Origin of the sequence: endosymbiont 'TC1' of Trimyema compressum (assembly GCF_001584725.1) — a bacterium.
Taxonomy (GTDB): Bacteria; Bacillota; TC1; order TC1; family TC1; genus TC1.
Genome location: NZ_CP014606.1, coordinates 1307487 through 1320298 on the forward strand (window position 1 = coordinate 1307487; position 12812 = coordinate 1320298).

General features: G+C 30.1%; 20 protein-coding genes, 1 tRNA gene and 1 pseudogene. 5 read left to right on the plus strand and 17 right to left on the minus strand.

Translation table 11 applies throughout. The features are described from left to right. Positions 1–4: 4 nt before the first annotated feature. Positions 5–1324 (minus strand): hypothetical protein, encoded by a 1320-nt coding sequence (locus tag AZF37_RS08185; RefSeq protein WP_088370352.1) that lies wholly within the window; start codon positions 1322–1324, stop codon positions 5–7. Between the two features lie 197 nt (positions 1325–1521). Beyond that, on the minus strand, positions 1522–2127 hold the full coding sequence (locus AZF37_RS08190) for a leucine-rich repeat domain-containing protein (RefSeq protein ID WP_088370353.1): 606 nt from the start codon (positions 2125–2127) through the stop codon (positions 1522–1524). Positions 2128–2772: 645 nt separating this feature from the next. On the opposite strand from AZF37_RS08190, the pseudogene AZF37_RS13460 reads away from it, so the two are divergent. Continuing rightward, positions 2773–2976 (plus strand): annotated as a pseudogene (locus AZF37_RS13460) (DDE-type integrase/transposase/recombinase); the annotation flags it as partial. A gap of 298 nt (positions 2977–3274) precedes the next feature. Here AZF37_RS13460 and AZF37_RS08200 read toward each other — a convergent pair. From AZF37_RS08200 to AZF37_RS08205, 3 genes are all read right to left on the minus strand, one after another. Then, a complete protein-coding gene (locus tag AZF37_RS08200; protein ID WP_088370355.1) occupies positions 3275–3586 on the minus strand; it encodes a hypothetical protein in 312 nt (103 codons plus the stop codon). Between the two features lie 160 nt (positions 3587–3746). Then, positions 3747–3881, minus strand: a complete 135-nt coding sequence (locus AZF37_RS12515) for a hypothetical protein (RefSeq protein ID WP_281178861.1) — start codon at positions 3879–3881, stop codon at positions 3747–3749. Between the two features lie 345 nt (positions 3882–4226). Continuing rightward, on the minus strand, positions 4227–4784 hold the full coding sequence (locus AZF37_RS08205; protein WP_088370356.1) for an N-acetylmuramoyl-L-alanine amidase: 558 nt from the start codon (positions 4782–4784) through the stop codon (positions 4227–4229). A 546-nt stretch (positions 4785–5330) separates the two neighbouring features. Here AZF37_RS08205 and AZF37_RS08210 point away from each other — a divergent pair. Then, entirely contained in the window at positions 5331–5525 is a 195-nt protein-coding gene (locus AZF37_RS08210) for a hypothetical protein (protein ID WP_088370357.1), read from the plus strand. Between the two features lie 800 nt (positions 5526–6325). On the opposite strand, the gene AZF37_RS08220 is transcribed toward AZF37_RS08210, so the two are convergent. Beyond that, positions 6326–6402 (minus strand) — tRNA-Arg (locus tag AZF37_RS08220). 371 nt (positions 6403–6773) lie between these two features. Between AZF37_RS08220 and AZF37_RS08225 the strand changes: the two genes are divergently transcribed. From AZF37_RS08225 to AZF37_RS08235, 3 genes are all read left to right on the plus strand, one after another. Further along, positions 6774–7190 (plus strand): hypothetical protein, encoded by a 417-nt coding sequence (locus AZF37_RS08225; RefSeq protein ID WP_088370359.1) that lies wholly within the window; start codon positions 6774–6776, stop codon positions 7188–7190. 980 nt (positions 7191–8170) lie between these two features. Beyond that, a complete protein-coding gene (locus tag AZF37_RS08230) occupies positions 8171–8368 on the plus strand; it encodes a hypothetical protein (protein ID WP_088370360.1) in 198 nt (65 codons plus the stop codon). A gap of 171 nt (positions 8369–8539) precedes the next feature. Further along, on the plus strand, positions 8540–8821 hold the full coding sequence (locus tag AZF37_RS08235) for a Crp/Fnr family transcriptional regulator (protein WP_088370361.1): 282 nt from the start codon (positions 8540–8542) through the stop codon (positions 8819–8821). A 103-nt stretch (positions 8822–8924) separates the two neighbouring features. On the opposite strand, the gene AZF37_RS08240 is transcribed toward AZF37_RS08235, so the two are convergent. The 11 genes from AZF37_RS08240 to AZF37_RS12520 form a co-directional block, all read right to left on the minus strand. Further along, positions 8925–9074, minus strand: a complete 150-nt coding sequence (locus AZF37_RS08240) for an LPXTG cell wall anchor domain-containing protein (protein WP_088370362.1) — start codon at positions 9072–9074, stop codon at positions 8925–8927. Positions 9075–9119: 45 nt separating this feature from the next. After that, positions 9120–9461, minus strand: a complete 342-nt coding sequence (locus tag AZF37_RS08245; RefSeq protein WP_088370363.1) for an immunoglobulin-like domain-containing protein — start codon at positions 9459–9461, stop codon at positions 9120–9122. A gap of 38 nt (positions 9462–9499) precedes the next feature. Further along, positions 9500–10033 carry a hypothetical protein gene (locus AZF37_RS08250; RefSeq protein ID WP_088370364.1) on the minus strand — a complete coding sequence of 178 codons (534 nt, stop codon included), beginning with the start codon at positions 10031–10033 and terminating at the stop codon, positions 9500–9502. Positions 10034–10158: 125 nt separating this feature from the next. Beyond that, complete coding sequence (locus tag AZF37_RS08255; RefSeq protein WP_483855411.1) at positions 10159–10638, minus strand: efflux RND transporter periplasmic adaptor subunit; 480 nt, start codon at positions 10636–10638, stop codon at positions 10159–10161. A 178-nt stretch (positions 10639–10816) separates the two neighbouring features. Further along, a complete protein-coding gene (locus tag AZF37_RS08260; RefSeq protein WP_088370366.1) occupies positions 10817–11050 on the minus strand; it encodes a hypothetical protein in 234 nt (77 codons plus the stop codon). A 52-nt stretch (positions 11051–11102) separates the two neighbouring features. Continuing rightward, a complete protein-coding gene (locus tag AZF37_RS10915; protein ID WP_172793107.1) occupies positions 11103–11285 on the minus strand; it encodes a hypothetical protein in 183 nt (60 codons plus the stop codon). Continuing rightward, positions 11227–11406, minus strand: coding sequence for an FtsX-like permease family protein (locus AZF37_RS13470; RefSeq protein ID WP_088370367.1), 180 nt, complete (start codon positions 11404–11406; stop codon positions 11227–11229). The genes AZF37_RS10915 and AZF37_RS13470 overlap by 59 nt, the downstream gene beginning before the upstream one ends. 68 nt (positions 11407–11474) lie before the next feature. Next, on the minus strand, positions 11475–11651 hold the full coding sequence (locus tag AZF37_RS10695; protein WP_162474019.1) for a hypothetical protein: 177 nt from the start codon (positions 11649–11651) through the stop codon (positions 11475–11477). Beyond that, positions 11630–12310: an ABC transporter ATP-binding protein gene (locus tag AZF37_RS08270; protein ID WP_281178863.1), complete on the minus strand. Its 681-nt coding sequence runs from the start codon at positions 12308–12310 to the stop codon at positions 11630–11632. Before AZF37_RS08270 ends, AZF37_RS10695 begins: the two co-directional genes overlap by 22 nt. Next, positions 12280–12453, minus strand: coding sequence for an ATP-binding cassette domain-containing protein (locus AZF37_RS11875; RefSeq protein WP_245612097.1), 174 nt, complete (start codon positions 12451–12453; stop codon positions 12280–12282). Before AZF37_RS11875 ends, AZF37_RS08270 begins: the two co-directional genes overlap by 31 nt. A 141-nt stretch (positions 12454–12594) precedes the next feature. Beyond that, a complete protein-coding gene (locus tag AZF37_RS12520; RefSeq protein WP_281178864.1) occupies positions 12595–12720 on the minus strand; it encodes a hypothetical protein in 126 nt (41 codons plus the stop codon). Between the last annotated feature and the right edge of the window lie 92 nt (positions 12721–12812).

Consider the following 12812-nt stretch of genomic DNA (forward strand, 5'->3'; position numbering starts at 1 on the left):
TTTTCTAACTTTTATATTTCTTAATTGCCCTATAACTTCCCAGACAACCTATGCCTAAAGTAATTAAACTAATTAATAATAACTTACCATTACCTGTTTTAGGCAAATAATATCTATTTACATTGTTACTATAATTATCATAATAATTATTAATGTTAGGATTTGTAGGCTTTTGATTCCCTCCTGTTACAGTAATATTAATTGTCTTCGTTAGATTAGTGTTTTTATTCACTGCTATAATAATAGGATATTCACCTACATTATTTTCTACTTTACCAGAAAGAATTATCGAAGAAACGCCATCTTCATCGGTCTGGTAATTCCAAGCCTTAGCTTCTGCTTTTTCTAATATATTTAAATTATTTACTTCTTCTTCAGTAATAGTAAACTCTTTTGCTTGCAAAACATATTTATCATCTGTTACTATGTCACTCAGTAAACTTACCTTTACATCTGTTACAATAACGCTATAATTTTGACTTGTAGGAACAAATTGTGCTATATAGTTATCGCTTGATGTCACTGTTATATCTGGATTTACCCAAGTCCATATCCCTTGTAAGTTACTTTCATTTATATTTCTATCCACTGAACCAATAACACCATTAACCACCCCTCCTGTTAAAGTTATCTCTGATAATTTCTTACTACTTGAAATTACGCTAGCTATAGGCTTGCTTACAACAGCAGGATTAGCTTTTATAATGGTAGCGCTCATCGTTTGTGGTACATCATAACTAAAAAAGTAATTATTGGTAAAATCTCCCTCAGCATCCATAAATATATATGAATTGATATCATCTAATGGTAAATCAGTTTTAATTTCATTCATTCCTACATCTTTACTAATAAAATGAAGATTAGCTAAATCTGAAATTGCTGCAGTAATATGTTCTTTTTCACTACTAACTAAATTATTCAATACAATATCAATGATTACATCTGTTGTGCCATCATATATTTTATCTTGAAAACCTACTTTTATAGTACATTCTCTTTTGTTTATCTTAAAGTTGACTACATTAACATTATTATAATTACCAATACCAATAATATTCACTTTTGCTAATCCAGCATTAACATTGTCAGTATAATTAAGCATATAGTCTATACCTTCTTCTAATGTTGTCCCTCCACTTGTTATAACTGGTTTTGGTTCTGCTTCATTCCCATTATAAGTTTGATCTGAAATTGGATCAATTTTACATGTAGCAATATCTGTAATTCCATTTGAAAGATTTAATTGTATTTTATCTTTTGTCTCAACATTATCATTATTGATAAATACTCCTGGTTCTATTATCGTAATACTTGCATAAATCATACCTTCTTTTTTTACTGAACCATCTAAATTAAAATAATCATCAATATTAACAGCATTATTATCTGTATCTGTATATTTAATTAGTACAAAATTAGGATTTGGAGCTATTTCATCATCTTTTTTATTTGCATAGTAACCAAGTTTTGAAAATCTAATTTACTTAAATCACTCTTTTTTCCTATCCCATATGCTTTTCCTTATTGCTTGAGGACTAAACTATCTTGCATCATATTACCATAATTAGTAAAACCATAAGACTGTAATTGCTCAGCAAAATTAGTAGGAAATAAGTTATTTGAAAAATCAACAAACTCCATTTGAATATTCTTAAAATATTTAAAACTGTCAGGAAGATTTGTTAATTTATTGTGTTTTATATCTAAAATTTTTAGATTTATCAAATCTCCTATACTATCTGGCAAACTTGTTATTTCATTATTAAACGCATGCATATATTGCAAATTAGTTAGCTTTCCAATACTCCCTGGTAAAGTTTTAATTTTATTATTTCCAAAACCTATATTTTCTAATTTAGAAAATATTTCAATTCCAGTAAGGTCTGTTAAATTAGATCCATCAATACTAAGCCCTTTACAATTTTGTATATCCTCATCTATCACACCAGTAATTTCTTTTCCAAAATAATTTGCTATCACTTTTGCTGTATACGTATTTGGGAATTGTTGTTCAAATGTTACAATCCCTCCTTTCACGTCTTTTCTGTACCAATCATCAAACTCTCCTTTTGATAATGTTCCCGCAAATAATGAGCCTGTATTTACTAAGAAAAAACATACTAACAATAGTAAGAATAATTTTTTTCATTTTAGTATCTCCTTTTTAAATATAGTATTATTAGTATAATTATAATAAATATAATTGATATCGTAAATAATATCATGCTATTTTTTTGAATTACTTTTTTGTAAACAGTTTCATTGAGTCATAATAATTATTATTTTTCTAAAATTGAATAAAAGAGAGCAATAAATATTATTTTAGGATTTGTATAATCAAATATAACATGATATATTTATTATAGATTTTTCATATTTTGTGTCCTTGGAGTTCAGAGAAGCCAGCCCATTGCGAATTGGCTTTTTTTGTTATCCTATATTTCTCAAACAAAAAAAGACATATCTTTTCAGAACATGCCTTCTTTTGTAAATAAAAATCCTACTTATTAGGTAGGTACATTAAAATTATATCATATCATATTTTATATGTCTATAGCAAAACTCCCTAAGCTTATTGCCTAGGAAGTTTTACCTTAAATAAAAAGATTAAAAGGTACTTGATGTCACATTAATTACCGCTAAATAATAATGGAAGGGTTATACTTAAGCGGGTTATTTTCGAGAAGAACAAGAAGAAAATATCGGAAACAATCAAGCCATCATATCCATTCAAATATTCTGAATTAAGACTTTAAAGCAAATTGTAAAAATCAAATTTGCTTTGGTGATATTACCTATATACCAACCCAAGAAGGAATAATCTATTATAGCGTATTTATTGATTGTTTTACAAGAAAGATTGTAGGGTACAGTATTCGCTCACACATGAGATTAACAATGGTTATAGAAAGCTTAGAAATGGCAATTATCAAAGAGAAACCCAAAGCAGGGCTAATTTTTATATCGATTTTATGAAGTAATACAACATTATCATTTTATCCATAGCTACTTACGTAAAGGAAACCCATACGATAATCCAATGATGGAATCATTTTACAAATCATTCAAGGGAGAGGTAATGCTAATAAAGCAAGAGTCATGCAATCGTAGATACACATGAATATCTTGAGGATCACTATAATAAAAAGCGGATGCATTCAAGTTTGGCATACTTAACCCCTTCTCAATTTGAGGTGTCCACCTAATTATCTTAACTATTGTGTCCACTTTTCTATTGACACGCCAAACTTAATTTCACTTTTTTCTATCTACTCTATTGACATTCTTCCAGCTGAACATCAATAACTGGAGCTTTTGTTTCAACATGCGTAGATTGTTCCTGCGTAGTAGCAGATTTTTCAGGTTGAATTGGCTTTTCAGGTTGAATTGGCTTTTCTGGTTGAATTGGCTTTTCAGGTTGAATTGGCTTTTCTGGTTGAGGCAATATGACTTGTTCCTGCTTAGCTGCTGATTCTTCTGCCTTTAAAGAATGTGGTTGTGCAAAACATAAGTTAGCGAATAACATAGCTATTATTAGTAAACACATAATAGCTTTTTTGAACGTGGCTAGACTTTGACTTTTCATGGTTTTTACCTTCTTTCTTATTAAATATTCAGTCTGTCTTTTTGTTCCCTTAGGTGTACACTATAGAATACAGTTTGTGCAATAAAAATTTATAAAAAAGAGAATATTTTTTATAAATAACCTAGAGGAAATCAATCCCCTAGGCTATTATCCCACTACTCTACTTCTTAAAAATCTTATCAATCTCTTCTTTAATAAACCACCTAATTAGAATAGCTATCCAATCTTGATTAGTTGAATCATTTTGATTAACAGCATGAATCTTAACATCATTATCCTTTTTGCCACAGTCCAAATCAATTGCTTTTCCAGAATACTTATTGATAATCTGAATTATTGGGAAGCCGGCCTCCGTTTGACCTCTAAGTTTATGTATAAACTGTTGTCTAGAGTGGTCATGTTCCTCATTCCAAAATATGAATTGAATACCCTCTCTAAATGATAGCTCTGGTAAGTCTAAAACTCTCTTACCTCCATTAAGCGCAGTAGTCCAATGTTCAGCAGCGTTAGACCAGTTAAATATCTATCTTTCTGACTCATTATCTTCCCAGCCTTGGGCTACATTCCTTGATTTTGAACAATTAAGTATAGTTCCAGAAGTTAAATTTTCAAGATATTCAGGTTTAGGAACTAAAGGTTCTTAATAATTTGCCCCGCCTCGCGCATCAAAGCCCTTGCTAAAGCTCTTACAAGCCTCTGTTCTATATGAAGCCTTGACCATTAAATCTGCATCTTTCTTATTATCAACAAATCCAAGCTTCAACAACACTGCTCTTCTTTGGGTTTCTCTCAATACATAAAAGTCTTCTGCTTTTAAACCTCTATTTGCTAATCCATATTTCCTTGCTACTGCACCATAAGCATTATGCACAGTATGTCCTAAATTAGATGTTGATGGGTCACTCCAAGATTTTGTATAAATATAAGTCTCATAACCTGTTCCCCCTCCTGCATTTGCATGTAGGCTAACAAACAACCAAGGCTTCCCATATCTGTTAGACTCATTTACTGGTACTGTTAAATCACTATTAGCATTAGCACCATCTTGCAAAACATAATAATCTCCACCTAACCTTGCTAATGCATTTTCTAACTCCGCCGCGCCCCAAGCATGGGTAATATCTACCTCTCTAACTTGTCCAACAGCACCTGGATCACTTCCTCCATGTCCTCTGTCAATTAATATTCTTTCTGACATTTAAAATCAATTCCTTTCTCTCTTATATTCTGAATCATAAATTTTAATTAACTTAAAACCTTTTGTTTAAACATTTTAATATGTTTTTCTCCTCTTGTCAGTGTTGCATTATCTTTTGGCATCACGGCAAGTATGAAATTTAGCAATGAACATCTCAATCTAGTTTAACATCTTTAATCATTTTATTTTTTAGAAGAAGCAAAGGACTGTATTCATGAGTGATAATATACATCGCTAGTAAATAAGGGAAACCTACGACTACATGACCTAACCCCTGTCAGGTTGTAAAATTTTGCTTAGGTTGTACTCCCATTATTGTTAATATCGGTAAAAATGAAACTAGCACAATTTCTAAGTAGAACTGGGGCTATTACCTCTTTCTTTAAAAAAACTTTTATTTTATCAATTATCCTAATTGGGAAAAACAAGATAAACATTACAGAACTTATCGAATTTTTTAATAAACAAACTAAGCAAAATTAAAAAATAATAATAAAAAAGAACCTAAGCCTGCAAGTAAAGAAGTTCTTTTATGAGGAATGTAAAATGGCAAATTATATCAAAAATAAAAAACTATGGAAAACTAACATTAGCTTAGAGAAGATTAAAGGAATTTATAAATGTAAAACTGAAAAGGAAGCTGATGAATATTTCGAAAATTTAAAAAGAAATTCAGAGTATGCTGGAATTAGCTTTGAAGAATGGATTGGGGAATGGTCAGATATAAAAAAGGTGAAGTGAGTTCTAAAACCTATGATGAGTATATAAACGTAACTAAAAAGCATTATCACTAAATCATTGCCCAAATTAATTACATGGATATACTAACCTCATCATAGCCCCTAAATTAGGAACAAGAGCAGGGGAAATGTGGTTCTTTGTTGGAGCGCGTCTAAATCAAGCAAAAAATGAAAACATCATTACCTACAATCCTTGAAAATGATTTTATTAAAATAATACAGAATCAGTTAATTATAAAGTGGCATTCATGCTTATATACAAGAATGAACTAAGACCTCAAGAAGTTGTTGGATTGCATAAATCAGATATTGACTTTAATTGGAGTTACGGTTTTATTAATAAAGCACTCAGCCATTCAAAAAAAGACTACTATTGGATGAATGGAATAACAGAAAATGCCAACAGGTCCTTTCTTATTTCCAAACCACTGCTACTCTTCTTAGATAAATACCTACAGGACTTCAAAGAATATGACTAAATAATACCCAATGAGTTCAAGGCGCATGAGACATCTGGTAACCTCGAGTATAAACTTTATGCACTTTGTCATACATATGCTTCTAATTTTGTCCGTAATAACGTTAATCTTGAAATTTTTAAAAACAGGATGGGTTATCATAGTATTAATTTTACACTTAAACATATGTTCATGATACCTTCAGGATTGATGAAAACAAATTAAAAGATGAAAATGTCCTTAAGAAAATAACTCTTGTAAAATAATTGGGTATACTTGTCTGAAATCACTAAATATTACACATTATGAAAAAGCGCCTAACCGCATTTTTTAAGCGCTTTTTTGGTACTCCCGAGAGGATTCGAACCTCTGACCAACAGTTTAGGAAACTGCTGCTCTATCCTACTGAGCTACGGAAGCATAATTATAGTCTCATTGTTCTTGATTATATCAAATCTAGTCCTGTAATGAAATATTTTTCTCTTTTTTAATAAGCTGAAAATAATTTTTTATTTAAAAATATATTTTTAAACCCACTATGAAAACATTTACTTGAATTTTTTATTATGACCTTATATTATTGATTCAGATCAATAATATAAGGTCATAATTGCAGGAAATATAATACAGATGAAAATAAATAGTTACTAAAAGGTCATTAATACGTTCTATTCTTTATATTTACATCAAGGATATTTAACACTATTTTAGACATGCAAAAAAAGACTATAATAATAATATAACGATAATAAAACTAAATTAATATAGAATCAAATTGAGGTGAATATTTTATGAAGCTTAAAAATCTGTCAAGAGAGATATTGAAATGTTCAAAATCATTAATAAGGAATCTCAATGATGTAAATCAAGACAAAAACCTTTGCTTTTTAGATACAAATGACATAATTGACAATGTAAAAATAAACGATGATATTTACATCTTTAATGAAGGTTATGGATTACATTATCAATACCTAAACGGTATTCCTACATTTCCTTCCTCGCTATGGCTGCCAAGCTTTATTTTTCCATTTAATAGCATAATTGAGCAAAATTTTAAAAAAGAGAAACTTAAAATACTTGCAAAAGCAACGGCATTTAAAATAGACCAGAAAACATTAAAAAACAGATTACTAAAAATAGGAAAATACAAGCATTATTATTTGAATACTATGTACTGTTTAAAACAATTTATTCTCAATTTATAAAATTACGGCACTATAGTGCTAAAAAACAAATTTTTCTTTTACTTTATCATTATACTAACTCTCTCGTTCCTAATAAGTATGAAAAAATCATATTACTTTACCTTTTTTTATTAGCAAAAAAGTTCTTGCTGAAATTGTCCAAGTTTCGTTAAGATATATTAATTATTTTTTTAAAGAATTAGAAAGAATTGAAATTATTAATGTTAAAGAAAATCTCATAAAATTGGATTTAATTAAAAGTCAGTTATTATACAACACAATAAAACAATCTGAGGAACTTTGAAAGAAATGACAATTCCTCCTGATTTTGAAGATGTTAAAAATAATTTCATTTCGGAACTAATAGCAGAAGAACAAACCAACGTAAATATTAAAAAGATTCAACTAAAAAAATGATATTTTCAGACAAACTAACAGGAAAGAAGAAATTACCCTTATTTCACATGGATACATTGCTGAATATGATATTCTTCCAAATGGCAAAAAAATTATTACGAATATACTGGATGATTTCATCGACTTAATTGAAAGTTTTTCAGAATGTTCATCTGAAAGTAAATATTTTGCATTAGCCAGTACAACGATTTTAAATATACCAAAAAATTTTTTCTGAATAGAATACAACAATTTATACAACACGAAAAAATAATGTTAGCATTACAAAGCAAAGAACGCTTAACCAAGTACAAACTATCCCATATCAGTTGTATGACTAAAACCCAGCGAGCTTACCTAACGCTTTTGGTCATTGGAGAATCCTTTGGTAAATACAATAAAAATAGTATTTACTTGCCTTCATTTTTGACACATCAGATTACTTCAGAAATGTGCAACTTAACAAGAGAGGACGCAAGTAGACAAATTAAATACTTAAATGATGCAAACTTAATAAATACAAGAAAAAACCTTAGCAAATACCTAGTTTGAAATGGATTTATTAAGTTTTTTAATCATAAATAGATACTCTAGGAAGTGATTGTATGGATGATTTAAAAATCAAGCCTATTCACCATTTAAATAAAATCAAAGAATATAGTAATATTAAGCATTTTACAAAACACATGCACCTTCCATGTAAATATAACGATATAGTTAACTATTATTTTTTACAAAAAGGAAAAAATAAAAAAGTATTATCTTTCAGACAACGGAAAAGAACAAATTCTAAATATTTATGAAGAGGGAGATTTTTTGTAATCGAAGATGATGATTTTTCTAATGTCTATCTAGAAACCCTAACAACTGCAACAGTCTACATTTTAGACAATAATAATATTCATCAAATTCTAAAAGACATACCTGATATCTCAACTACTATTTTTAATTGCTTATTAAAACACACTAAAAACATGGAAAATTTACTTGGCATTGTAGGTACTAATGATACCTTTCAAAGAACAGCCTCATATCTACACCTCATCGCTATTAATAACAATAACCTAACTGATAAAAATAAGCAAAAGGTAAAACTGCCTTTGACAAAAAAGGAAACTGCAAAGCTTCTTAGTATGTCCCAAGAAACACTTAGCAGGCAATTAAAAAGATTACATGAAATGGCAGTTATTAAAATGAAAAATTCTACAATAACAATTGTCGATGAGGGGCAGTTAGAAAGAATCGCAGGAAAATAAATTAAAACAAATACTCAAAAAGGATTGAATCTAGATATCTAAATTCAATCCTTTTTATTTTCTAAAATAATCCGATTTTTCGGAAACGTCTATTGACTATGTGCTATTTTTCTTTTTTAATTCCTGTTAACTTAAAAAGAACTACACCAACAATTAAAATACCTAGAGAAAATAATACTATATTATTATTTCCAGTTTTTGGCAATTCATTGGCAACTTTTTTCTTCAGTACTTTGTGTTTTATTTTCCCCATTTACTTCACCTTTTATTACTGGTTTATTAGGGGTAGTTGGATTATCTATGGTTTTTTTGAAATAACATTAATTTTAACTGCTGAAATAACATTAATCTTAACTGCTTTAGTAGCATCTTGATTAGTAGAATTAGTTACAGTGTAAACAACATCATAAAGACCAACCTTACTTGTATCAACTGTATTTGTAGCAATCTCAATTAAGTTTGTAATATCCCCATCAAGAGGACAAATAGCTTTCACATCCTCCATCGGATCAAATAGATCATTTACATATATTGTTTTATCAGAAGCATGAATAACAGGTAAGTAAACAATCGGATTTGAATTATCGATAACTGGTACCGTTATTGTTTTTCGTGCTTCTAGGCCTCCTTTATCCTTCACATAATAGCTAACCTCATACTGCCCTACTTTAGTTACATCTACTGTATTTTTGTTACAGTAACTTTGTCCTTTAAATTACCATCCTCAGCATCAATAGCGTCAACTTCTTCTAAAGGATCATGCTTTCCATTTAATTCAACTATTTTATCTTTGGCAATAATATTTGGTGGAGTATTAACCACTCCAGGTATTACCTCTTTTTCAACCAAAGCGCTTTTCCATATAATAGTATCAAAAGGCGTTGTCGGCAAAACAGAACCAGATCCTAAAGATACGCCGACATCTGCTTGTCCGTCTTTTAAAGCCTTAAAAGTCATAACATGCTTGAAAGTTGAATTACCAGGCATGGCAACATCTATATTTACACTATTCTTATCTATCAACGAACTATCAATAGGTGCACCAGATGAACTTGGCATAAAAATACCGCGCTTTGCAGATTGACCTGTAACTAAATTGGGAGCATCAGTAATATTGGCTTCATAACTTATGGTGTATTTATAGTTAGTGCCTGCCACTAATTTTTCATTTTGATAGCCTACAAAAAACATCTTGGCCTTGTAGTTGTCCATAATTTAGATTGCTAGCAGAATTGCTGGCAGCTATTATTGGTAATGTTCCTAAAAAAAGAATAAACTAATCAATAACACTACTACTAATTTTCTAATGTTATTATACTTCTTTACTATTTTCATTTTTAACTTCCTTTCTTTCTATTTTCTTCTTTTCTCCAGGGTCTTACAAGCCCTATAGTTTTTTTATATGGGGGTTCCAGTTCGAGCAACCCTTCAATAATCTCAACATATTCATTGCCTACTAAACCAACGAGGACTTCTTTTGTAATTAATTTTTGTTCTGGATTTAAAACCCTTACTTCACCCCTACCATTGCTTGTTAAAACAATGGCATTTAAAGGTAACCTTAGGACATTTTCTAAATGACCTACATTGACTTCAACATCTCCTGTCATACCAGATTTATATTGCTCAGTTTGTGAATTTTCCAACAGAATTTCCACCCCATATGTTGTTTTTCCAGTATCTGAAATATTACCAGAGCTTTCAATTTTATCAACTTTACCATTAATGATACTGTTGGGAAAAGCTTTTAACTCTAAAGTTGCTAATTGTCCTATTTCTACAGTTGCAATATCAGACTCACTTATATTGGCTTTCATGCGATAACTTGAATCATCAAAAATTTTTATAATCGCTTTAGAACTATCCGTAACTACTTGCTTTTCCTTATAGTTTACTTCTTCAATTTTACCATTGATACTTGCTGTATACTTAGCTTGATTTCCATTTGCTGATACAGTAGCAACTTTCCAGCCTTTCTCTACTCTGTCACCCGTATTATAAAAACAATTCTTGAATTATAGCGCCTTGAGAGGTTAAAATATCTTCTTCTTGCGCAGGTATTAAATTACCTCTAACTTTTATATTCTTTACAACTTCTCCAACGCTAACCGCTATTGCCTCACCTTTGTTTGTAGTTTTCTCCTTTGTCTCCTTTCCGCTCTCGTTTAATACAGCTGACAGCAACAAAAAACTCCCAAGATTAGGAAAAATAATAATAAAACAATCCATTTGATTTTCTTTTTATGGTTATTATATTTTTTCTACTCACTCTCTATCTCCTTTATTCTTTTCTAATTTCATCAAGGGGACTAATTTTTGCACCCTTGTTAGCAGGTAAAAATCCTGCTAACATGCCTACAATAGCGGCAATTAAACTTAATACTAAAACTAATCCAACATCTATCTTAAAGGGAAATACGATGACCGCTCCACCTCCAATATAGCCAGGCCAGTAAGTTCCCAAGCAAATAAGTAATTACAATCCCTACTAGAATTCCTAACACACCACCTGTAATGCCTATAAAGCCTGCCTCACATAAAAACATTTGGCGAATAGCTGAGATAGGTGCCCCAAGAACTTTCATAACTCCGATTTACTTATTTCTTTCTAAAACAGACATATACATAGTATTCATAATATTAATAGTTGCTACTAATAAAGCAATTGCAGCAATCCCCCTAATATTACCTTAACAGCTGACAGCATAATATTTAATTGATCAATAATACTATTTAAAGAAAATGCTTTGTATCCTTTATCTGTAATTATATGAGTAACATCATTAATATCCTCTTGATTAAAAACTGCTACCGTTGCACCTGAGTACACTTTTTCACCTTGGTTATTTCTCTGCCTTCATCAGTAGAATACCAGTTGTTCAAACTATTAATCTTTTCTTCCGTAAAGTAAACTGTAGGACCTGTATTAAATCCAAAGTCCAAGCCTTTATTGCCTTCAGCCAAGATACCGACAACTATAAATTCATCAATATTCACTCTTTGGGAAAAATACCCCTCATTATTTTTACTCATTTCTGTTTGTGTAATACTAATCTTTCTATTTAAAAAATCAAAACTTGAAGGTAATTTCATTTCACCAAAATCACCTTCATATGAAAATTTAAAATATTCATATGAATTTTCACCTAACATTATTTCATTACTATTTAACCCTACTCTTCCACACAGAATTTTAAAATCATATTGACTGCTTTTTCTACTATCTAAATTACCTGTTGGCTCATCAGCTAAAATAATGGCTGGGTTAGTAACAATAGCTCTAGTAATCGATACTCTCTGTTGTTGACCACCACTAAGTTCGGTAGGTTTATGATTCATCCTATTTTCTAGGCCTACCATTACTAAAGCTTCTTTTGCTTTTTGTAGCCTCTCTGACTTTCCTAGACCTGCAAAAATAAGAGGAAGTTCAATATTTTCCATAGCAGTTAAACGGGGAATCAAATTGTATGCTTGAAATATGAAACCCATATTTTCTGTCTAAAAAAACAAAGTTCATTTTCTGACATTGTAGATGTTATTTGGTGATTAATAATAATACCGCCTGTTGTTGGTTTCATAAGTCCAGCTAACAAATTTAATAACGTTGACTTCCCAGAACCAGAGGGGGCCACACAATGAAACAAAGCTCCCCTTGTCAACTTGAAAGTTAATATTATGTAAAATTGGAACTACTACTTTTCCTTTGTTAAACTTATGATTAACATTTTCTACTGTTACCATGTCTACTCCTTCCTGTATCCTCAAGATTTGCTTTATAAGTATTTTTTAGAAAAACCTTTCCGTATAAATATTTCCACAGGAATTTTATTAGCTGTTTTAACACGAATCTCCTCTATAAATACTTTAGTTGAATTAGTAAGTTTAAATATTATTCTCATCTTCACGCTCCTCTGTATAATGGTAAAAGAATAATAGAATAAAAACATTGATATATATCAATAGTCAAAGTATCCATATAAACAAGAAAAAT